We start from the raw sequence: 22,043 nt of genomic DNA on the forward strand, positions 1-22,043 counted from the left end.
TATGTTGAATCTTCCTGCTGAATTTGAACAGTTCCACTGGATGGTAGACATGGTTCAAAACGTCGATATGGGGCTGGTGGTCATTAACCGTGACTTTCAGGTACAAGTTTGGAATGGCTTCATGACGCACCATAGCGGTAAGCAATCGCATGATGCGATCGGTAAGTCGATCTTTGAGTTATTCCCTGAAATTCCTGAAGAGTGGTTTAGGCTTAAAACAAAACCGGTTTATGACCTAGGCTGCCGTAGCTTCATAACGTGGCAACAAAGGCCTTATCTGTTTAAGTGCCGCAACGTGAGGCCAGTAACTCAGCAAGCCGACTTTATGTATCAGAACGTCACGCTTAACCCGATGCGTTCTCCAACTGGGCAAGTGACATCCTTGTTCTTGTCGATTCAAGATGCGACTGCTGAAGCTCTGATGTCTCAGAAAAAGGCTTGACGTACCTTAAGGTGAAAATTGAATCGCCTTATAAGAGCACTCTGAAAACCAAATAAAAATGGCCAAGGTTAATCCCCTTGGCCATTTTTGTATCTGATCCTGTAGTAATGAGTTCGAACTAAAGAAAGGCGTTCCGTGTTCGTTAACTTTAGTCGAGTTGTTGTTAGGCTCTATCAACAGCGGCTTGTATCCGCTGGGTTCTCATAAATAAGCGCATCTAACCTGCCATATTTTGTGGACTTTACCCCGCTCATCCAAGTTTCGAACGTGCTAATCGATCTTGCCTTTGTACTTTATAAATTTCAGGGCTAATGAAAGAGGGCTGAGATCGGCACTCGAAGCGAAAAAAGTCAGAAAAAAATGAAATTATTTAAGAAAAAACGCATTTTTTGATTCAAGAAAAGTGTGATTTTTATGTGATTAAAGGGCACTTTTTTCACAAATTTGCCTTATCGAAGATTTTTTCGCCGAATTTGCAAGGGAAACGTTTGCGCAATAAACCGACAGCGTTTGCGTGAATATGTTGTTAAGTTATTAATTACTATGTATTTAGTAGGAAATGATGTGCGGGAAGCTTTTACCAGATATGGAATCTTTGAGAGGATAGCACAAAAAAAAATGAAATATCAGACTTGCTGTTAGTAAATCACAGCCTATAATGCTGAAAACCGGAGCGTCTGCCAACGCTCCGGTTTTTTTGTGTCCGAAACTCAGTAAAGCGTCTGCCAACGCTTACCGAAAACGCACGACACGTAATATGATTACAGGACAAATTATCATGCGTATCGAACAAGAACTTAAGTTAGGTTTCAAAGATGTACTCTTCCGTCCGAAGCGTTCTACCCTTAAAAGCCGTTCTCAAGTTGAATTAACCCGCGATTTTACATTCAAGCATAGCGGTCGTCAATGGTCTGGTACTCCAGTAATTGCAGCGAACATGGATTCGGTAGCAAGCTTTGAAATGGCAGCTGCTCTAGCAGAGCACGGTGTTATGACTGCAGTACACAAGCACTACACAGTAGAGCAGTGGGCTGAGTTCGCAAAAACAGCAGACAAGAAAACGCTGAACAACGTATTTGTTTCAACAGGTACTTCTGAAGCTGAGTTTGAGAAAACTAAGCAAATCATGGCGCTTAGCGACGAATTCGTATTTATCTGTATTGATATCGCTAACGGCTACTCAGAGCACCTAGTTGAGTATGTACAAAAAGTACGTGCTGAATTCCCGACTAAAGTTATCTCTGCTGGTAACGTTGTAACGGGTGACATGGTTGAAGAGCTAATCCTAGCTGGCGCAGACATCGTTAAGGTTGGTATCGGCCCTGGTTCTGTTTGTACTACACGTGTTAAAACAGGCGTAGGTTACCCTCAACTTTCTGCAATCATCGAGTGTGGCGACGCAGCACACGGCCTTGGCGGCATGATCATCGGTGACGGTGGCTGTTCATGTGCGGGTGACGTATCTAAAGCGTTCGGCGGCGGTGCTGACTTCGTAATGCTAGGCGGCATGCTAGCAGGTCACTCTGAGTCAGGCGGCGAAGTTGTAGAGCAAGACGGTAAGCAATTCATGAAGTTCTACGGCATGTCGTCACAGTCGGCTATGGACAAGCACTCAGGTGGTGTTGCTAAGTACCGTGCTGCTGAAGGTAAAACTGTTTTACTTCCGTTCCGTGGCTCTGTTCACAACACAATTTCTGACATCCTTGGTGGTGTACGTTCAACTTGTACATACGTAGGTGCAGCAAAGCTTAAAGAGCTAACTAAGCGTACGACTTTCATCCGTGTACAAGAGCAAGAGAACAACGTATTCGGTAAAGAGTAATCTGAACTGATTCGAATAGTTTGAAAATCAAGAGCCGCTAAAGCGGCTCTTTTTTTACGTGAAATTGATAAAATCAATGTCATTAAACCTGCGCGCTAATAATCTGTCTAATTTTCAGAAGACGCTGGATTTAGAATGTGACTAACAGATTTAATGATCGCAGGAACTATGATGGTTATTAGTACTAACGTGAATAATGATGCCTCAAACCAGTGCCAACCTAATATACTTGTAGTATAAAAGTAAGCGCCTAAAGAGAGTGGTAGCGTCAAATTAAACACGATTAAGACGATTAACGCAACTCCTGCCCATACCATACCAAACTGATTCTCAAGTCCTGAAAAACCTATAGATAGATAGCACGTACCAGATATTGTAACAAGTAAAGCACTAAGGCAGCCTGATCTCATTTTGTTGCCTAGAATATCAACGAAAAAAGCAAAACTATCAGAACGCCAATTATTTGAATTAGCATTCAAAAATTAATATTACTTTCAAATGCTATTAGTCTTTGTAAAACTCATTTATCGTCTCTTTAGTTGATTGTCACATGATTGTTTTTTCATTTGGTATCTTGAAAATAAGTTTATGCTTTGTAGTCGAAGTTTAATTCATGCCTAACATATGCTTTACAAATTCGCTGCGATCCAGAGTAACTGATTCAGGACTTTTCCCCGGCACGACCGACAGAGACACCATCGGATGTCGGTAAGGGTTCTTACAATAGCTATATCAATAGTATTGATATTTTAACTAGTGTGGTATCAGTTAATAGAAACAATACTATTGATTTTTAGATAGCTCGCCCAGTAATGAGCTTTCGCTCCACATCGTTTACTTCATGCTGAATTATTCGTTGATTGGGAAATTCGAAGGAAACAGTGCTCGTTTCGCTTCTTCATCACGTTCGGTTTTAAACTCAATGCCTTTGCCGATTTCGCGAGCACGCAGTGCAGCAGGGCGAGTGTTGATTGCGTTAAACCAACGCTTCAAGTTCGGGTAAGGTTCTAGGCCTTCTTCACCAAGCACGACTGGTGCTTTGTCAATCCAACCCCATGCAGCGACATCGACAATGGTGTACTCATTTCCTACGATAAATTCACGACCTTCCATATGCTTCTCTAACACTTCGTAGTGACGTTGTGCTTCACGTAGGTATCGGTTCACAGCGTAGTCTAAGCCTGCTGGTGCAGCATGGCGGAAGTGTACCGATTGGCCTGAATATGGACCAAGGCCACTCGCGATAAACATCATCCAAGAGAGTAGTTCAGCTCTGTCTTCTGGCTGACCGCCAAGCTTGCCTGTTTTCTCTGAGAGATACAGAAGGATAGCGTTAGAGTCGAATACACGTTGTCCTTCATCTTCAATCGCAGGCGTTTTGCCATTTGGATTGATTAAACGATATTCCGGTGAATGCTGCTCACCCTTTAAGGTATCGACAGGAACAAGTTCAAAATCTAGGCCTGTCTCTTCCAAAAACAGAGCGATCTTCATTGGGTTTGGTGTTTGGTGAAAATAGAACTTAAGCATGGGGTAACTCCTTGTATTGGTCATTTATTAAAGCACCACTTGAACGATCGTTCAATGTTTGATTTTGAATTATTTGAAGATCTTCTGACTCGCATTCCAACTCTATGTGTTGAAGACCTCGTTATTTGAGCGAGGGGTAAAATCGCGCGATTCAGTGTGTTGGATTTTAAGTTGTTGAAAAAATGAGCTTAAAGTGGTTTTTTTGATTCGTTGCTTTATGCGGAGTTCGGATTTGTGATGGGTGTTTTTTGGCGGGATAGGGCGTATGAAATCCGCAGTCAGATATTCCAACAAAAACGTTGAGCACTGGTTCAAACCAGAATTATCTGGATGCACAGGCTTATTGGTAAGTTCAAAATCGTGATCTGCTGCCACACCTTATGCAACAAATGAATATAAACGTTAGAGATTAAGGTGTGCTTCACGGTTTTTTAATCTTAGGGACTTACATTGGTGAGCAAATCTGATGTGAACACTTAACGACACAGGATCTTTCCATGAAAAAGAACATTATCGCCCTCGCTCTTGGTGGCATGCTGGCTTTTGGCGCAACACCTTATTCTTTTGCTGCTAACGATGGCGCAGTGCAGGCTTCTGCAGATTACGCGCAGTTGGTGACTAAGCGACAAGTTGTCGACCAATTACTTCTTGATGCGTTGCAGGCGTTTAAGTCTCCGGCAAGAATTTCTCACGCGGGCTTTACGGCTAAAATGCCAAGCAACATGGAAATTGTGACTAACCGATTGTTAGAAGCTTACCAACTAGAACCTTACCGTACTGATTTGCTTATCTCGGCAGCGAACGCTCAGATCTACAACAAGAATGCAGAGCGCGCTATTGAGCTGTTTGAGCAAGCGCTGACGGTTGCACCAGACGATGTTGATCTTCATGCTTACCTTGCGGTTTGGCAGCGATTTGAAGGCAATGAAAGTGAATCCAATAAGCACATGGAGAAACTGGAAAGCCTGAACAAAGGTAAAGCAGAAGACATCAAACGCATTTTTGCTACGGTCGACCGCGTGTTAGAAACACCGTTGAAAGAGTCTGCGGATAAAGGCTTGCTTGATCATCATGGCGCGATTGTCACTTTGGGCTATGCGCTTAATCCAGACGGCTCTATGCATCAAATTTTGATTGAGCGTCTTGAGACAACATTGGCGATGGCTAAAGCGAACCCAGACGCGATGATCGTGTTAACGGGTGGCGTGCCCAAGAACCACAAGACTGAAGGTAAGTTAATGGCGGATTGGCTTATCTCAAAAGGGGTAAGCAAAGACCGCATCATTGAAGAGAACTACGCGACCAGCACGGTAGGCAATGCCTTATTCAGTAGCTACGCACTTGCTCGCCATGATATTAAGCACGCGACCATTATTAGCTCGGCAAGCCATGTTCGTCGTGGTCAAACTCTGTTTGAAATCGCTAGCTGGCAAACCGGCCCTCAGGGCATTACTTTTGATACGGTTTCTTACCCAGACAAGCCACTCGCAGATCTTAAGAAGGCGAGTGATGGTGAGCTACTAGGTATCTACCGAGATGCGCTTAGAACCTATGGTATGTGGAGCTACCGCTCTTACCCATTAGAGTCTCGCTAGGCTTAGGGTTACTTCACAGTAGGCAAAGTATAAGTTGCTAGTACAATCGAGCACAGCTAGATGGTATGCTGTGCTCCTACTTAATTTAGTGTTTCAAAGGCAAAAAAATGAACCCGATTTTAGCAATGTTGAAAGAGAACAATATTAGCGACGAGCAGATCAGCGAGCTATTCAAGACGTTGACCGAGAACCCTCTTGCAGCAATGGCGACGATCAGCCAACTTGGCTTACCACAAGATAAACTTCAAATGCTGATGGGCCAGGTAATGCAAAACCCTGCGCTAATCAAAGAAGCAGTTGAACAGCTTGGCCTAGATTTTTCTAAGGTTGAAGCCGCTAAAGAGCAACTTCAAAAATAATAGAGTCTGAATGAGCGATTTTGTTAGGAAGTGATAGCCGATTCGGTTAACTGTTCTTGAGATTGCGAATTAGACTTGAGTAAAAAGCCGTTTGAGTATCAATACTTAAACGGCTTTTTTGATCCGACTTAGAAAGGCTAGAAAGAGATACGACAAAAATACTAGTCCGATGTGACTCCCTCGCTTAAATCATGTAATTTCTTTTTAACACTCATGTTTCAATAAACTGAATTCCGGCGTTGCTCATGAAATCTAGCCTAAGCATTCGATCTTACACCAAGCAATTTAATACTCATGCCCATGATGGCTACCATCAACTCGTGCTGCCTATTCAAGGGAGTATTAGTATTGAAATGGTGGGATATGTCGGCAAGGTGGCCGTGGGCGAATGCGTGGTGATTCCGGTAACCACAGCGCATGCGTTTAAGGCGGATGAAGCAGCGCGGTTTATTGTCGCAGATATGGCAGAGTTACCGCAGCACTTGTTAGAGCATGAGCTCTCGGTGTTTACTATCACGCCACCCTTAATGAGCTTCTTGCTGTTTGTTGAAAAGCAGTTGGAATACCAAGTGGACAGTGGCATTGAATCATCCATCTTGGATGTGTTTTCACTGTTATTAGAGCAACAAAAAGTCAGCAAGAGCATCGACCCTCGTATTCGAGCGGTCCAAAGGCTCATTGCGGATAATTACGCCCAGCCTCTCTCTATTTCTCAGCTTGCAGAAACGGCTTGCTTGAGCCCCACTCAATTTAAGAAGCGCTTTAAAGAGTGCATTGGAATCAGTGCGCTTAAGTACATCACTCGCTATCGTATGGAGAAAGCTCAAGCCTTGCTTAGCCATACCGATTTACCCGTTCAATTGGTCGCAGAAAATGTGGGTTATAGTGACTTGTCTGCATTCAGTCGACGCTTCTCTCAGCACTTTGGCATGTCTCCAAGGGCGTTTTTGGGCTCGATGAAAGAGAGTCTTCCAAAACAAGAATAGCGTCCTTTTGGCAAACTCAACTTAGTATATGTTCACTATTATCTATTTCAGAAATGAAAATAGACTAGGTAATAGAAATGAATCTTGCCATCAATCGCGTTAACGAATTCCAAACGGGCACTTTAGCCATCGTGTTTGCTTCTGTTTTATGGGGCACGACAGGCACCGCCGCAAGCTTTGCGCCTGATCTCAGCCCATTAGCGATTGGTGCTTTTTCAATGGGCGTCGGCGGCTTAATGCAAGCAGTCTTGGCGTATCGAAAGATCTTATCTTCACTTGATAAGCTTTTGCTCAACAAAAAGTTGTTAGCGGCGAGTGCGCTGGCTTTGGCGATCTATCCTCTGGCTTTTTACTCTTCGATGAAGTTATCGGGTGTCGCAATGGGCACAGTGGTGTCGATAGCTACTGCTCCTTTCTTTTCTGCACTTTTAGAGTGTCTTATTAGCAAAAAGAATAATATCAACAAACGTTGGTTAACGAGCTTTGCCATTGGCGTGGTTGGTATTGGGCTACTGGTATTTTCAGAATCATCATCAGCGAATGATTCTGGTGACGATCTGAAGCTTTTGGGCATTGGATTAGGGTTGATTGCTGGGTTGTGTTACGCCATTTATTCATGGGCGACAAAAGCTCTGATAGACGAAGGCATTAAGTCGCAAGCAGCGATGGGCAGCATATTTGGGCTAGGAGCGATGTTGCTACTGCCAACGCTTTGGTTTACGGGGGATAACTTGTTCGCATCGAATACCAATATATTGGTGGTGAGTTACTTGGTGTTACTTCCTCAATGTTTAGGCTATATCGCTTTCAGTTTTGGGCTACGCCATGTCACAGCGAGTAGCGCCAACTTGATTACCTTACTTGAGCCAGTCGTTGCCGCCGTGTTGGCCGTGTGTATTGTGGGTGAGCTTATTCCATTGGTTGGATGGCTAGGTATGTTCTTGATAGTGATGTGTTTATTCATCCAATCTCAGCCAACTAAAAAGCCATTATAAGTATTTGTTAAAACGGGATTAATTGAATTAAATTCATGCGTGATTCTTATAATTGAATAAAATGAGTATCTCAGTTGCGAGAGTGCTGTTACTATCGTTATCAATAGTCGGGGGGCATATACCTTAGTTGGTGTTTGCTGAGATCGTTATTCGAGACCCGTTGAACCTGATTCAGTTAACACTGGCGTAGGGAACTATGATTACTTTGCCTACGTGGTTCAACAATGATCTCTCATTGCTTTCACCTCCACACTCTCTTTGCGGCCAAAGTTCGGTTCTCTTACGTCTTTTAGACAGTAGGAGCGACCATGACACAGCATTCCAATTCTCAAGTATCACCTAACAGCACTCAAACACCAGAAAACCAATCTTCTTCGATCAATACTCCGATTGTTTTGACCATTGCGGGTTCTGACAGTGGTGGTGGCGCGGGCATTCAAGCTGATATTAAAGCCATGTCTGCAACGGGTAGCTTCGCTTGTTCGGTAATTACCGCGATTACATCTCAGAACACCCAAGGCGTGTCCGCTATATTTCCAATCCCACTAGAGCATGTCGCTAGTCAGTTAGATGCAGTGTTTACCGATTTGAATATCGTGGCGGTAAAAGTCGGCATGTTGGCGGATTCGCAAATCATCAAAGTCGTCGCGGACAAAATTAAACAATACCAACCTAAACACTTAGTGATTGACCCTGTAATGGTTGCGACAAGTGGCGATCTTCTTCTAGAAAACTCAGCTATCACGACGCTAAAGCAAGAGTTGATTCCGCTGGCAGACATCATTACTCCTAATTTACCTGAAGGCGCAGCATTAACAGGCAAGCCAGTACCTGAAAGCGAAGCTGAAATGCAGGACATGATTGAAGATCTGCGCGCTTTAGGTGCTAAAGCCATTCTGCTAAAAGGTGGTCATCTAGAGAAAGATGAAAACAGCAATGACTTACTGATTCTACCAACTGCATCTGCTGTGATTAGCGCGAAGCGTTTTCCTACCAAAAACACTCATGGCACGGGCTGCACGCTCTCTTCTGCTATTGCTTCTTTCTTGGCTCAAGGCAACACGCTCCCAGAGGCTGTAGACCTGGGTAAACAATACATTTCACGCGCGATCGCCCATGCTGACGAGTTGAAAGTCGGTCAAGGTCATGGCCCAGTAAATCACTTTTTCGCTGGGCACGGTAATGTCCGTTAATACGGTTGGCGTTCAACTTAGCAATGCGACGTTGCGTTACCGAGATAGCGAGCACGCGACCCTGTCGGGGCTGTCACTTAACTTAAGCGCAGGTAAGTGGACAGTGCTACTTGGACGCAGTGGTTGTGGGAAAACGACGGTATTGTGTTATTTGGCAGGTTTGTTGGAAGACAAGGTGGAGTGGCAGGGTACATTGGCAACGTCTGATGAACTGCCTCTAACTGATCGTATCGCATACATGGCACAGCAAGATTTGTTACTGCCATGGCTATCGGTTATCGACAATGTATGCCTGAGCCATCGCTTCCAGAACACCACGAACAAGCATCAAAACGCAGAGCAAAGGAACCGAGCGTTCGAGTTACTCGCTTCAGTTGGTTTGGCCGATTACGCGGATACTACGCCGGATCAGTTGTCTGGTGGTATGCGCCAGCGTGTTGCTCTGGCTCGCACCTTAATGCAAGACAAACCTGTCGTGTTGATGGATGAGCCTTTCTCAGCACTGGATGCAGTAACAAGACACAAATTACAGACCTTAGCGTGTGAACTGTTGAGAGATAAAACCGTTGTGTTGATCACCCATGATCCGCAAGAAGCGGTGCGTCTGGCGGATAACTTGTATGTGTTGCAAGGCATGCCTGCGAGTGCTCACTCTTTACCTGTGCCTCACACCTCAACGCCACGAGTGCTCGATGGTGAGTGTGCCGAGTTGCAACAGGCGATCTTAGATCAGTTGGAGCGTGATTATGAATGATCTAATGCGAAGTGAAGCTGTGACTCAGTCAACGAACGTGCAGTCTAGCACTGAACGTTCAAGTCAGATGAATCCCGTTATGCGTTTGCTTATCAGCAGTGTTGTGATTCTTGGCTTATGGCAACTTGTGGTCGTTGTTTTCGAAATGCCGAGCTTCATTCTTCCGGCCCCCGCAGAAGTCTTTCTCAAGCTTATTGAACGCTACGATGTGTTACTCAAACACACTTGGGTGACTGCGCAAGAGATCTTACTTGGCTTGCTACTCGGTTTGTCGATGGGGCTATTTTTCGCCCTGCAGATGTTGATGTTCGAACCACTAAAACGCTGGCTGTTACCTATCTTAATCGCTAGCCAAGCGATTCCTGTGTTTGCGATTGCTCCAGTATTGATGTTGTGGCTTGGCTATGGCATCGCCTCAAAAGTGGTGATGGCGGCGATCATTATCTTCTTCCCTGTAACTACCTGTTGCTACGACGGTCTGCGCAATACACCGACAGGCTATCTCGATCTTGCCAAAACGATGGGTGCATCGAAATGGCAATTGCTGCGTTATATCCAACTGCCTGCTGCGCTGCCAACATTAGCGTCTGGCATTCGTGTGGCTGTGGTGATTGCGCCAATTGGAGCGGTTGTCGGCGAGTGGGTTGGTTCGAGTGAGGGGCTGGGTTACTTAATGCTGCAGGCCAACGCGCGCATGATCATCGATGAGATGTTTGCTGCCTTGTTCATCTTGGCGGTGCTGTCTATCTCGCTCTACTTCGTTACAGATAAATTACTCAAAAAAGCTATCCCTTGGGAAAACCAATGATGGCTTCGCTCAACACAATAATAATATTCAAAAGGAAAGGTTAACCGTGAAAAATACAAAATTGATAGGTGCAGTGGCACTGCTTGCTTCGTTGGTTTCAGGTCAAGCTACAGCGGACTCTGAACAAAAGAAACTGACGCTGATGTTGGATTGGTTTGTGAACCCGAACCATGGCCCAATTGTGATTGCTCAAGAGCGTGGCTACTTCGCTGACCAAGGCTTAGAGGTTGAAATCCAAGAACCAGCAGACCCAAGCACGCCAGCGAAACTTGTCGCAGCAGGTAAGGTCGATTTAGCGGTAACTTACCAACCAAGTTTAACCATGGACGTGGCGGCAGGTTTACCTCTCGTTCGTGCATCAACTCTTATCGCAACACCATTGAATACGTTGATGGTTTTGGATAATGGCAAGAACGATTCGCTAGCTGATCTGAAAGGTAAAAAGATTGGTATCGCGGTTGCGGGTAACGAAGAAGCGACTATCGGAACCATGCTAGCTCAAGAAAACGTTGCATTTACAGACGTGCAAACCATCAATGTTGGTTGGGCACTTTCATCTTCATTGGCATCGGGCAAGGTAGACGCAATCTGGGGTGGCTTACGTAACTTCGAAACCAACCAATTAGCCCTTGAAGGCTTTAAAGCAAAAGCGTTTTTCCCAGAAGAACACGGTGTGCCAGCTTACGACGAGCTGATCTTTGTTGCGAACGCAAAGCAGCACGATGATGAAGCGACCAAAGCGTTCAACAAAGCATTGGAACAAGCAACAACTTACATTGTGAACCACCCACAAGAGTCATGGAGCGAGTTTGTCGCGTATTCACCAGATACGTTGAACAACGAACTTAACCAACGCGCATGGAACGACACGCTGACTCGTTTTGCACTTCGTCCTTCTGCTGTTGACCTGAAACGTTACGACGATTATGCACAGTTCATGTTCGACAAAGGCATCATCAAATCACTACCAAAAGCCGCTGATTACGTACCGACTTTTGACTAAGGAATCTCATGAAATACCAAGACTTAATCCAAGCCTGTCAACAAGATTGGCAAGACTACACCGAGCATGATTTTGTTAAAACGCTGGCAAACGGCACACTCGCTCAGCCGTGTTTTCTGCATTACTTGAAGCAAGATTTTCTGTTTTTAAAGCAGTATGCCCGCACTTATGCATTGGCAATTTACAAGGCTAAAACCTTGGCTGATATGCGTCGTGCACTGCCAAGTGTTCATGCGTTGCTAGATTCTGAAATCTCTCACCATGTGACTTACTGTGGTCAGTGGGGTTTAACCGAATCGGATTTAGAAAACGAACCTGAAGATTTCGGCACTGTTGCCTATACGCGCTACGTTCTAGATGCGGGTATGACGGGTGATCTTGTCGACTTATATGCGGCACTGGCTCCGTGTTCAATCGGTTATGCCGTGATTGGTAAAGCGCTGTTAGAAAGCAGTGATACTGTTTTGGAAGGCAACCCATACGCAAGCTGGCTGCAACTGTATGGCAGTGAAGAGTTCCAGTCTGGCGTAGCAACGGGCGCGGAATACTTCAATCAGTTGCTTGCTGAAATTGATATCAACAGCGAACGCGGTCAGAACATCGTTCATATCTTCAAAACCGCAACGCGTATGGAAGTGGCTTTTTGGCAGCAAGGGCTGAACGCTCTTGATGATTCAACAGCGGCTTAAAAGCGACTTTCACGAATAAAGATTTACCCATGCTTACTGAACAAATTATTCAATCGCTACGCGCAGTACGAGAGCAAAAACCACTGGTTGTGAACATCACTAACTATGTAGTGATGAACAACACGGCCAACGCGTTATTGGCGATTGGCGCTTCGCCTATTATGGCGCACTCGCAACAAGAACTGGCAGAGATGATGTCTTTCTCTGGTGCTTTGGTGATTAACATCGGCACGCTCGACAGTGTTTGGACGCCAAGAATGTGTTTTGCTGTTGAGCAAGCGAACGCGAACAATAAGGTTGTGGTTCTTGACCCTGTGGGTTGCGGTGCAAGTACGCTGCGTACTGAGACTTCTCGTGAAATTGCACGTTTAGCCGATAAGCTAATCATTCGTGGTAATGCGTCTGAGATTATCGCGCTAGCGGGTGAGCAAGCACAGAGCAAAGGCGTTGATGCGTTGGATAGCAGTGATGCTGCATTAGGCGCTGCGCAATGCTTAGTGGCTGAATACGGCGCGAATGTAGTTATTTCTGGTGAGACGGATTACGTTGTCACCAAAGACAGCGTGGTGACGTTAAACAATGGACACCAAATGATGCCGTATGTGACGGGTATGGGGTGTACTTTAACTGCATTGACGGGTGCTTTCGCGGCTGTTGGTGATGATAGTGGTTTAGCTGCAGCAGCGGTATTAGGCGTGGTTGGTGAAATCGCGGCTGAAAACTCTCGCGGCCCAGGTAGCTTGCAAATTAACTTGCTTGATGAGTTGTATCAGTTAGACGAAGAGACTCTGATTCAACGCTTGAAGATTCAGTAGGGCTAATCTAACTCTAAGCCACAAGTTAGAGTTAGATTAACTTAAAAAAGCCCCCGACACTTATGTGTAGGGGGCTTTTTATTACTGGTTTGGAACTGTGTCAGCTGTGTATAGACTGGCTGGCTAGGTTCTAAATCGGTTAACTTGGCTCTCTAGGTGATGAGCAACCTCGGTTAAGTCGCTCGCTGCACCTGAAATGCTGCTTACCGACTCTTGGTTGCTTTGAGCAATAGTGTTTGCACCTTGCGCGTTTTCACCCAGTGATTTGGTAAGACGATCCTGCTCATCAACCGACACCGCGATTTGGCTGTTGGCTTGGTTCAGATCTTGGATGTGTTGATTAATCACATGTAAGTTCTGAGAAGCTTGCTGCGCCTGCGTTGAAGCGTCTGAAACCGTGCTGTGGCTCTCTTTGATAGACTCTAACGCATCTTTAGCGCCACGTTGTAGTGAGGTGATGAGCTCATCAATCTGGCTAGCAGAGTCTTGGGTACGTTTAGCGAGCGTTCTTACTTCATCGGCTACTACTGCAAATCCGCGACCTTGTTCACCTGCGCGCGCAGCTTCAATAGCCGCATTCAATGCCAACAGGTTGGTCTGCTCAGAAACGCCTTTGATTACTTCAAGAATGGCACCAATGTTCATCGACTCTTTATGTAGGTCGGTCACTTTTTGGCTGCTTACCTGCATGCTTTCATCGGCGCTACCAATTTCATGCAGTGTCTTATCTACTTCTTTCAGTCCCATCGCCACATTCTCGGTGGCTTGGTTGGCAACTTGAGACGCGTGGTTAGCACTTGCCGCAATTTCTGATGTGCTGGAAGCTAATTGATCAACGGCAGAAGAGATATTGATCATTTCACTGTTCAATTGTGTTGCGTTGGTCGAGCTGTTATTTGTCACTTGATTGAGTGACTCCGACATCTCACCAATACGCACGCTAGAACGGTTCACTTGGCCAACAATATCGCGCAGAGATTCAATGGTGATCTCCATATTAGTCAGCAGTTCGCCAATCTCATTTTTGCTCTCAATGTTCACTTCCACATTCAGGTTGCCCTGAGAAAGCTCGTTGGTGATCTGTTTAACTTGTGCGATGCCTTTAGTAATAGAGCGAGTCACCAACACGGCGCTCGTCATGCCAATAACTAAAGCCACACCCGTCAACAATATGATGATTTGAATCGAGCGCTTTTCGCTGGCTTGCAGTTCTGGTGTTAATGCTTGTTTCTGTTGTTCTAGAATGCTCTGAGCATCAGCTACCGAAATCGCTAAGCTGTCACCAATAGAGGCGAGGGTAGCGGTTCTTTGCGTGTTCTCAATCATCTGTTGATGAACTTGCTCAAAGCCTTTCGCGTACGCTTCCCGTTGGTTAGAGAAATCTTCAATCAATTCACTTTGATAAGGAGATGATTTAAGAGATTCAATATCGCCTTCTATACCTGGCAGAGCATATTCAAAAATGTCTTTACCAGCTTCATAGGTTTTGAGGTCGTTGTTGTTTGAGTAACTCAGCACTGTGATCTTGGCTGCGAGGAAGTTCTCCATCAACATGCCTGCGTATAAGCTCGCGTTTGGATCATTGTTATTGTAAGACTCATACAATAAGCTCTGAGCCGCTTTCAGTGCGTTGGTTTCTCGTGTGACCATCTCCACGTTCACTAACTGGTCAATGAGCAGTTGGCTCTGTTTCATTGATCCATAAGCCGCATCAAAAGCTGCAACGCTGTCTTGCACTAATTGCAGGCTCGACAAGCTATCAGTATTGGTGGTGGTTTGGATTAAGTTGTTCAGCAGTTCATCAATCGCAAGTTTGCTCGATTGATAATTCGCTTCGTATTGATCATCCAATGACTCTAAGTAACGTTCAGAAGCTAAACGCATCTGAAGAAAGTGCACTTGAATATTGCCTGACAATGTCGCCTTGTGGCTGAGGTCACTGTACTGGCTAAAGCCGTTCGACAAGGTTTGAATACCTTTGTAACTCACAAGGCCTGAAATGACGAAAAAGAGCAAGCAGATGGCATAACCCAGCTTGATCTTGAGCGCTATAGAAAGGTGGCGCATAACTATCCCTATATTTACCTGATTCCTTCATAGGGGAGTATTTCATAAAACAGCATTCTGGGCATGCTAAAGCGAATAGTTTGTGTAATAAGTAACGCTTTTGTTAGAAAAATCGGGTTTTTCGACATGCTTTCAACGAGTTGCGTATTTGAATTCAACCGCCTAACTTAAGGAATTAAGTGCTAACTTCCATGCATAGGATGTGATTTGTCGGTAAAATGGCAGAAAACCAATTTTAGAAATCGACTTCAAAGGTACGCGATGAACCCTTATAAACTTTATCTGGTGACTGACGACCAACAAGATCTAGAAACGCTTAAATTCGTGGTTGAACAAGCGGTTGCTGGTGGCGTCACTATGGTTCAAGTAAGAGAAAAACATGGGGACGTAAGAGCCTTCATTGAACGAGCACAAGCGGTTAAGTCGATTTTAGCTGGCTCAGGTGTGCCGCTGATCATTAATGATCGAGTCGATGTGGCATTAGCCGTTGATGCCGATGGTTTGCATTTGGGGCAATCGGATATGCCTGCGGAGTTAGCACGTCAGTTGATTGGTTCAGACAAGATTCTTGGGTTATCAATTGAAACTGAACAGCAGCTACAAGAAGCAGATAGTTTGCCGATCGATTACATTGGTCTCAGTGCGATTTTTGCCACACCGACCAAGACGAATCTAAAGAAACATTGGGGTTATGAAGGCATTCAAATGGCTTTGGAAACAACGAAGTTGCCGATTGTGGGTATCGGTGGAATCAACGAATCGAACATTCCGCAGTTGGTTAACACAGGTATTCATGGATTAGCCTTGGTATCAGCGATATGTCACGCAGAAAGCCCAAAACAAGCGACGCAGGAACTGCTATCTCTGATGGGAGAGTGAAGGGGAGTAGAACTAGAAAACAAATGAGGTTGGTCATCTGTTTTCTAGTGAAAGCACAAGCACGGAGTCGTGCTAGATGTGCTTATCGATAGAGTATCTAAGCTGCTCTATCTAACACATCGTTTGGTCTATTGAATGCAAAGCGCAACCGTGCCGATGACCATAAGAACGATCGCAGCGTACCAACCGTATTGTGCTGTTTTATCAGCCACAAACACCTTAATGTAGTTGATCTCTTCATGCGCCATTGCGATGAAGTCCGTGTAGTTAATCGATAACTCACGGCTAGCTTCTTTTAGGTCTTGTTGAAGCTTGTTGAAAGACTCATCGATGAAGCCCTTTGTTTCCGAAGCAGACGGAGTAGCAGTTAACGCTAGGCTATTCCAAACCGCCATACGCGATTCATATTCGCTTTCACTGACACAATTAAGTACGCGTAAATCATACTCTCGTTTGTTACGCTCTTTACCCATTTTCTCAGGGCAAATATTTCTTAAAACGTTCACGACAAATTTTCCAAAAGGTTCATTTAGATATAAAAAAGCACTCAAAGAGCGCTCATAAACTGGGTGCGAATTAATATTCAAAAAGTGATCTATTTGAAACCGATATAAGCAACGGCAAGGCTGAGCGCTTATCTGGGAGATTTGAAGTTGGGTCAGTGGTGTTAAAGAGCGATTTGGGCCTGTCTATATTCGTTTGAAAAGACAAACCCGTTGGGATCGCATAGTAGTTATGTCACTTTGGGACATCAACTAGGGTGTTTTATCCACACGACAAAGATATTTATCGGCAAGATAAGCAGAAATGAGGTAGCGGTGGTGTGTTCCATGCCGATATTGAATCTCTGAATTGACGATGTTTTGAAAATAGAGATGTTTTGTAAACAGGGGAGGCTAGTTGGCTTGCCATTGATTGTACTGCAGTGAGTGCCCCTTAAGCTGCTCAATAAGGCTGGTGAGAACTGGGCCGTTGATGTGGCTGCGAGACACCAAACATCCCACTGGAGTAATCCAACCACCATGCTCGTGCGAAACAGGCAACGCCACAAGGTCGCCTTTTTGAATGCCTTCCATCACCATCATCTCGGGCACATTAGCCCAACCCACGTTCTGTTCAACGAGATCAACAATGGTCTTGTGGTTGTTGGCGTACCAAAGCATCGAGCTAATACCGTAGGTGAACCACAGTTCGCGTTGTTTTGAGCTGCGATGCACACATTGGCGATAGCGCTTTAGGTCTGAGTCTTGTACAACGGACATGCGACTCAGTTCGTGAGTGGCAGAGCTAACAGTTAGGAAACGCGCTTGGCCCAGCAAAAAGAAATCCATATCGACCTTCAGTTCGCCATCCGCGTAGATGATGCCAATCTGTGCTTTTCCTCGTCTTACTAGGTCTTCAACATCAAAGGTTGAGGTGGTAATGATATCGAAGTGTGTGATTGGAAATTGATCGGCGAGTGAGCTGATTATCTTAATGAAGTTCTTATCTATGATGCTTTCATCAACCGCAATGATCAGTTCGTGCTCATCTTCTTGGGTCAGCGATTCTACTTTTTGATCGAAGTACTTTTGCTGGTCAAGAATGGACTTAGCCACAGGCAATAACGCTTTACCTTTGCTGGTTAAAACGGGGATGTTTTTCTCTCGGTTAAACAGCTCTTGGTCAATGGCAATTTCGAGGTTGGCTATCGATTGGCTTACCCCAGACTGAGCGCGTTTCAGTTTGCGAGCGGCGGCAGAGAAAGAGCCACTTTCACACACCGTGACGAAGACTTTTAGTTGCTCAAAACTGTACATGTTATCTCTCGCTCAATACAAAATGGGGTACTTATACTTAAGCTATCACTAAACGTGATGGCTGTTAACTTTCTCATATTGTTTTCGGTGACATAATTTCGGTAAGTCCACCATGTTATAAATTGCTATAGGAATGTATGAGTACGTTAGAGAGAGTTTTCCACTCGGTGTTGTTTGAAGTATTGGCCGTCACACTGTCAATTATAGGTTTAGCGATATTTACTGATCACGATGTGAATGCCTTATCAGGAACCATGATAGTTGTTGCGACTATCGCGATGATTTGGAACTACTGTTTTAACCGTATTTTTGATCGTTATTTCACGGGTGAAAAATCAAAGCGTTCGCTCAAGTTACGTGTTTTTCATGTCGTGCTATTTGAGGCAGGCTTGCTGGTGGCGACGATCCCAGTTATGGCTTACTTACTTGATGTGGGGATTTGGCAGGCATTTTTAATGGATATCGGCGTGACCATTTTTATTACCATTTACGCGTTTGTGTTTAATCTGATTTATGATCATATACGAGCATTCTGGGTACGCAGAGCGGACTTAGCCGTTCAGTAATCTACCAAGTCAGTAAACACGAGTTTGGCTACTAACCGTTTGTTTATCCGTTATTTTGACGGAGACATCCGGTTAGTAGGTCTAGGTAACGCGGCGTTTGTTCTGCTATCTTAAAAAAGGTGATAATTTGAGTTCGTGAACGAATAGATAAGGGAAAGGATGCCAAATACCCCTCAGATAATGACAGTTGTCGATAAGAAAGAAGTCGAATTGTTCGCGGAACTGTTCAAACATATTGATGGTGATATCTACACCTTACTACGCAGTGCCCAAATCCCTAATGATATTCTCACCAGTAATGACCATTACGATTATCTCCCTGAGACAACGGTTAAGAACGTGGTCAAGATTATGGGGGAATCTGCGTCGAGAGAAGAGTTTTCGCTGTTTATGTGGAGTTTTTGCAAGCAAACCTATGTGCCAAGGTTTGTGGCTAAGCTAAGCCAGCAGGATTCATTGAAAAACGCGCTAGACCAATTTGGTGAGCAATTGAAGCTCGTATCCAATGGTGCGAATGTCTATACCAAGCAATCCGGAGGCAAGTGGTGGTTGGTTCGCGAGAAGCCGTTTACTAACGCACCGTGGTTTAAGTTCGCTGAACTGTTCTCTGTTATTTTCATCAACGAGCTACTTTCAGTATTAACACAAGGTCGTTGGAAGCCGTCTGAGGTCGGAATTCAAAATGGCGATCTCGAATGTTTTCAATCTCTACCACAAATGGGCAGTGCTCAGTTTTATACGCATAGACCGGTCACTGCCTTTGAGATCCCTGAAGACATCATGCTTGCACCGATTGTTTTACCCAAAATTGCTCAAGTATTAGATCTCACTAAGCCTTTACCTAGCTCATTCTTGAGCGCTTTTAAGCTTGTTATTAAACCTTATCTCACGATGGGGAAACTCCCAATTAGCTTAGCTTCTGAGATTCTGAATATTCATATCAGAACAATCCAGCGTCGGTTGGAAAGTGAAGGGGTGGTCTACAAAACCTTGATTGAAGAGATGGTTCTTGAGCAGGTTTTAGAATTGCTTAAGCAGTCAGATCTATCGATCACGCAAGTAGGTGCGAAAATGGGCTATTCCGATTCTTCCCACTTTACCCGAGCCTTTAAACGACAGATGAACATGACGCCAAGACAGTATCGAAAAGAGCACAGCTAACCTCGGTAAGCAGCAGTACAAAGCTACCAGTAAGAGCTTCGGCAATAACAGCTCCGCAGCGAAACTCTAGCCAGTAAGTAAAAACTCCAGCCAGTAAGCAGAAACCGGAGCCTGAACGCATAATTATTTATTGTCACCAAATGGCCATTTATCAACCTTGAACACTGGCAGTATCACTACTAAGTTATTGAATGTTGATGAGTTGTTTTTGCCTCGATTTTTTCCCGGAATTTTGATTAGATTTTTGTGATTATCGCGGCTGACAAAAACACCTTTGAAACCTCATGACACTCATTAGTAGTTACGGAATCGTTATGGGAAGTGGACTCCACTCATAAACGGAATCAAGGTGTATAAATGAAAAATGCAGGCTTAAAACTCTCTGTTGTTGCTCTTTCGTGTTCATTTGCTCTTTCTGCAAATGCTGCATCAACGCTATTTACTAACGTCGATGTATTCAATGGTACTGAAAACAAATTGTACGAAGACCATCATGTATTAGTCGAAGATAATCTTATCAAACAAATCTCTGCAAGCCCGATAGAGGCTGGTGATGCTGTAGTGATTGACGGCGAAGGCAAAACGTTAATGCCGGGTTTAATCGAAGGCCATGGTCACTTATTGCTGAATGGCGGTAATCTAAGTGACCACGAAAACAACCGTACGATTGAAGAACTGGCTGCTCGAGCAACAGTGAACGCGAACGCCGCGTTTCAATCAGGTTTCACCACGTGGCGTGATGCTGGTGGCTTGAATACTGGCTTACGTAAAACAATCGATTCTGGCATGTTGCCGGGCCCACGACTTTACACATCAGGCGCATTTATTGGCCCGACGGGTTCGCATGCCGATTTCAGTAACCTAACCACGGCTAACCAACACTTCTTTGGTTCATCGACCAGTATGGCTCGAAATAGCGTGAGCTTTAATGCCGATGGTATTACAGAAATCAAAGCCGCTGCTCGTCAAAACTTCAAGCAAGGCAATACTCAAATTAAGATCATGTCTTCGGGTGGTGTGGCTTCAACATTTGACCCTTGGCAGCTGAATGCGATGTCTGCGGAAGAAATTGAAGCTGCCGTGGAAATTGCTGATGCGTATGGCTCTTACGTGATGTCGCACGCCTACAGTAAAAAAGCGATCATGCGTAACTTGGATGCGGGTGTTAAAACAATCGAACACGGTTTCATGTTCGATGGCGATATCGCCGACAAGATGGAAGATAAAGACGCTTACATCACAACTAACATGACCGCGTTTTCACCTTACCTGACGCAGATCGAAGCGATCAACTCGAACCCTGCCTCTAAGCGTAAAGCGGAGTCGGCAACCAAAGCATTCAAAGACTACATCTCGAATGTAAACAAGTACCAACCGAAATGGGGTTTCCACACAGACTGTGTCGGTGACGTGGTTTCTTGTATCAAACAAACCGACCACACGATCTTCCTTGCAGGTAAAGAGTTAGGCAACTTCTTCACTTTGAAAGGGATGACATCGGTAAACGGTGAGATCGTTAAGTTATCTGGCGTGATGGACCCATACCCAGAGGGTAAGTTAGGCGTGATTGAAGCGGGCGCATACGCCGATATCATTATTGTTGAAGGCAACCCACTTGAAGACTTGTCAGTGATTGGGGCAAACGAAAAATGGTTTGATGCAGAGCCGCGCAGCCCTGAAATCGACACCATTAAAGTCATCATGAAAGATGGTAAAGTCTACAAAAACACGCTGTAACTCAGTTCGACAACTCAGTTAAAAATTAAGCTTAATGGGTGACCTATTTGGGTAGGTCACCTCTCTTCAAGGTGTTCCTTATGCAAAAAATGCTTTCTCTTATCCTGTCGGTGGTATCACTGACGACCGTTGCTTTTCCTACTTTTGCTGAAACAGCGATGAATCTTGAGTGGCAAGACCTGAACTCAGAGTCTCACGAAATGAAAGCAGAAATGCCGGATCTCACCGATCAACAAATGCGTCTATTACAAGGTGTGATAGCAATGAGTGCATCAGAGGAGAAGCAAGCTCAACAACAGGCTTTATTATTTAAACAAACGCTAAAAGAGCAGGGCGTGGACGCAGACGAAATGATCGCACTGCGTGATGAATACATGCAAACCATGAAAGCAAACGCCGAAGCTATTACAACAGAGTTTGATGGCAAGAAAGTACGAGTTCCCGGTTTCATCGTTCCACTGGAGTTCTCAGAGGGAATGACTGCAACAGAGTTTCTGTTAGTGCCTGTGGCGGGTGCGTGTATCCACATGCCGCCACCACCTGCAAACCAGATTGTGCGCGTGTCTTTCCCTGAAGGCTTTCAGGTACAGAACGTTCAGTATCCAGTGTGGGTAGAAGGTGACTTTAGCTCCAACAAAGTGACTGAAGAGGTCTTCCTAGTCGATGGTAAAAGTAACCTCACCATGGGTTATGAAATGAAAGCTTCGATGATCGAAGACTATTATGAAAAAGAAAATTAATGGTTGTCATCAAATGACAATTTTCAATGTGAGTAATAACTAAAATAAAACTAACTTAAAAAGCACTGGTGACATGATGAACTCAAGATTTTCTAAAGTAAGT

Annotated in this window: 21 protein-coding genes and 1 riboswitch; of the genes, 17 read left to right on the plus strand and 4 right to left on the minus strand. The window is 44.7% G+C overall.

What is annotated here, in order from left to right; genetic code table 11:
* The first annotated feature begins 1 nt into the window (after nucleotide 1).
* Together AB4329_RS11580 and AB4329_RS11585 are read left to right on the plus strand one after the other, a co-directional pair.
* The gene (locus AB4329_RS11580; protein WP_017062430.1) at nucleotides 2-442 is read left to right on the plus strand and encodes a PAS domain-containing protein; all 441 of its coding nucleotides are present in this window, start codon (nucleotides 2-4) and stop codon (nucleotides 440-442) included.
* A 778-nt stretch (nucleotides 443-1,220) separates the two neighbouring features.
* Nucleotides 1,221-2,264 (plus strand): GMP reductase, encoded by a 1,044-nt coding sequence (locus AB4329_RS11585; RefSeq protein ID WP_017062429.1) that lies wholly within the window; start codon nucleotides 1,221-1,223, stop codon nucleotides 2,262-2,264.
* An 849-nt stretch (nucleotides 2,265-3,113) separates the two neighbouring features.
* Here the strand turns inward: AB4329_RS11585 and AB4329_RS11590 are convergent.
* Entirely contained in the window at nucleotides 3,114-3,794 is a 681-nt protein-coding gene (locus tag AB4329_RS11590; RefSeq protein WP_017061920.1) for a glutathione S-transferase family protein, read from the minus strand.
* A 497-nt stretch (nucleotides 3,795-4,291) separates the two neighbouring features.
* On the opposite strand from AB4329_RS11590, the gene AB4329_RS11595 reads away from it, so the two are divergent.
* From AB4329_RS11595 to thiM, 10 genes are all read left to right on the plus strand, one after another.
* Complete coding sequence (locus tag AB4329_RS11595; protein ID WP_372138362.1) at nucleotides 4,292-5,389, plus strand: ElyC/SanA/YdcF family protein; 1,098 nt, start codon at nucleotides 4,292-4,294, stop codon at nucleotides 5,387-5,389.
* Nucleotides 5,390-5,496: 107 nt separating this feature from the next.
* Complete coding sequence (locus AB4329_RS11600; RefSeq protein ID WP_137002141.1) at nucleotides 5,497-5,748, plus strand: DUF2999 family protein; 252 nt, start codon at nucleotides 5,497-5,499, stop codon at nucleotides 5,746-5,748.
* 245 nt (nucleotides 5,749-5,993) lie between these two features.
* A complete protein-coding gene (locus AB4329_RS11605) occupies nucleotides 5,994-6,734 on the plus strand; it encodes an AraC family transcriptional regulator (RefSeq protein WP_017061918.1) in 741 nt (246 codons plus the stop codon).
* A 77-nt stretch (nucleotides 6,735-6,811) separates the two neighbouring features.
* Nucleotides 6,812-7,729 carry a DMT family transporter gene (locus AB4329_RS11610; protein WP_017061917.1) on the plus strand — a complete coding sequence of 306 codons (918 nt, stop codon included), beginning with the start codon at nucleotides 6,812-6,814 and terminating at the stop codon, nucleotides 7,727-7,729.
* 98 nt (nucleotides 7,730-7,827) lie between these two features.
* Nucleotides 7,828-7,939, plus strand: a riboswitch (TPP riboswitch).
* A 98-nt stretch (nucleotides 7,940-8,037) separates the two neighbouring features.
* Nucleotides 8,038-8,922 (plus strand): bifunctional hydroxymethylpyrimidine kinase/phosphomethylpyrimidine kinase, encoded by an 885-nt coding sequence (gene thiD / locus AB4329_RS11615; protein WP_372138364.1) that lies wholly within the window; start codon nucleotides 8,038-8,040, stop codon nucleotides 8,920-8,922.
* Nucleotides 8,912-9,676, plus strand: coding sequence for an ABC transporter ATP-binding protein (locus AB4329_RS11620; protein WP_104216410.1), 765 nt, complete (start codon nucleotides 8,912-8,914; stop codon nucleotides 9,674-9,676). Before thiD ends, AB4329_RS11620 begins: the two co-directional genes overlap by 11 nt.
* Nucleotides 9,669-10,484, plus strand: coding sequence for an ABC transporter permease (locus AB4329_RS11625; RefSeq protein ID WP_372138365.1), 816 nt, complete (start codon nucleotides 9,669-9,671; stop codon nucleotides 10,482-10,484). The genes AB4329_RS11620 and AB4329_RS11625 overlap by 8 nt, the downstream gene beginning before the upstream one ends.
* A gap of 46 nt (nucleotides 10,485-10,530) precedes the next feature.
* Entirely contained in the window at nucleotides 10,531-11,487 is a 957-nt protein-coding gene (locus AB4329_RS11630) for an ABC transporter substrate-binding protein (RefSeq protein WP_372138367.1), read from the plus strand.
* Between the two features lie 8 nt (nucleotides 11,488-11,495).
* Entirely contained in the window at nucleotides 11,496-12,176 is a 681-nt protein-coding gene (tenA, locus tag AB4329_RS11635) for a thiaminase II (protein ID WP_372138368.1), read from the plus strand.
* A 29-nt stretch (nucleotides 12,177-12,205) separates the two neighbouring features.
* Nucleotides 12,206-12,991 carry a hydroxyethylthiazole kinase gene (gene thiM / locus AB4329_RS11640; RefSeq protein ID WP_017064406.1) on the plus strand — a complete coding sequence of 262 codons (786 nt, stop codon included), beginning with the start codon at nucleotides 12,206-12,208 and terminating at the stop codon, nucleotides 12,989-12,991.
* A gap of 123 nt (nucleotides 12,992-13,114) precedes the next feature.
* On the opposite strand, the gene AB4329_RS11645 is transcribed toward thiM, so the two are convergent.
* The gene (locus AB4329_RS11645) at nucleotides 13,115-15,058 is read right to left on the minus strand and encodes a methyl-accepting chemotaxis protein (RefSeq protein ID WP_017071986.1); all 1,944 of its coding nucleotides are present in this window, start codon (nucleotides 15,056-15,058) and stop codon (nucleotides 13,115-13,117) included.
* Nucleotides 15,059-15,319: 261 nt separating this feature from the next.
* On the opposite strand from AB4329_RS11645, the gene thiE reads away from it, so the two are divergent.
* Nucleotides 15,320-15,937, plus strand: coding sequence for a thiamine phosphate synthase (thiE, locus tag AB4329_RS11650; protein ID WP_372138369.1), 618 nt, complete (start codon nucleotides 15,320-15,322; stop codon nucleotides 15,935-15,937).
* Nucleotides 15,938-16,065: 128 nt separating this feature from the next.
* Here thiE and AB4329_RS11655 read toward each other — a convergent pair whose 3' ends face one another.
* Entirely contained in the window at nucleotides 16,066-16,410 is a 345-nt protein-coding gene (locus tag AB4329_RS11655) for a hypothetical protein (RefSeq protein ID WP_017064409.1), read from the minus strand.
* A 423-nt stretch (nucleotides 16,411-16,833) separates the two neighbouring features.
* Nucleotides 16,834-17,736 (minus strand): LysR family transcriptional regulator, encoded by a 903-nt coding sequence (locus AB4329_RS11660; RefSeq protein WP_229647329.1) that lies wholly within the window; start codon nucleotides 17,734-17,736, stop codon nucleotides 16,834-16,836.
* Between the two features lie 137 nt (nucleotides 17,737-17,873).
* Between AB4329_RS11660 and AB4329_RS11665 the strand changes: the two genes are divergently transcribed.
* From AB4329_RS11665 to AB4329_RS11680, 4 genes are all read left to right on the plus strand, one after another.
* Complete coding sequence (locus tag AB4329_RS11665; RefSeq protein WP_017077482.1) at nucleotides 17,874-18,302, plus strand: PACE efflux transporter; 429 nt, start codon at nucleotides 17,874-17,876, stop codon at nucleotides 18,300-18,302.
* A gap of 180 nt (nucleotides 18,303-18,482) precedes the next feature.
* Nucleotides 18,483-19,463 carry a helix-turn-helix domain-containing protein gene (locus tag AB4329_RS11670; RefSeq protein ID WP_372138390.1) on the plus strand — a complete coding sequence of 327 codons (981 nt, stop codon included), beginning with the start codon at nucleotides 18,483-18,485 and terminating at the stop codon, nucleotides 19,461-19,463.
* A 357-nt stretch (nucleotides 19,464-19,820) separates the two neighbouring features.
* A complete protein-coding gene (locus AB4329_RS11675) occupies nucleotides 19,821-21,200 on the plus strand; it encodes an amidohydrolase family protein (protein ID WP_017071981.1) in 1,380 nt (459 codons plus the stop codon).
* 80 nt (nucleotides 21,201-21,280) lie between these two features.
* Nucleotides 21,281-21,940, plus strand: a complete 660-nt coding sequence (locus AB4329_RS11680) for a DUF3299 domain-containing protein (RefSeq protein WP_372138370.1) — start codon at nucleotides 21,281-21,283, stop codon at nucleotides 21,938-21,940.
* The last annotated feature ends 103 nt before the right edge of the window (nucleotides 21,941-22,043 follow it).

The sequence above is a fragment of the Vibrio sp. 10N.261.54.A5 genome (assembly GCF_041471145.1).
In the GTDB taxonomy this organism is placed as follows: Bacteria; Pseudomonadota; Gammaproteobacteria; order Enterobacterales; family Vibrionaceae; genus Vibrio; species Vibrio crassostreae_C.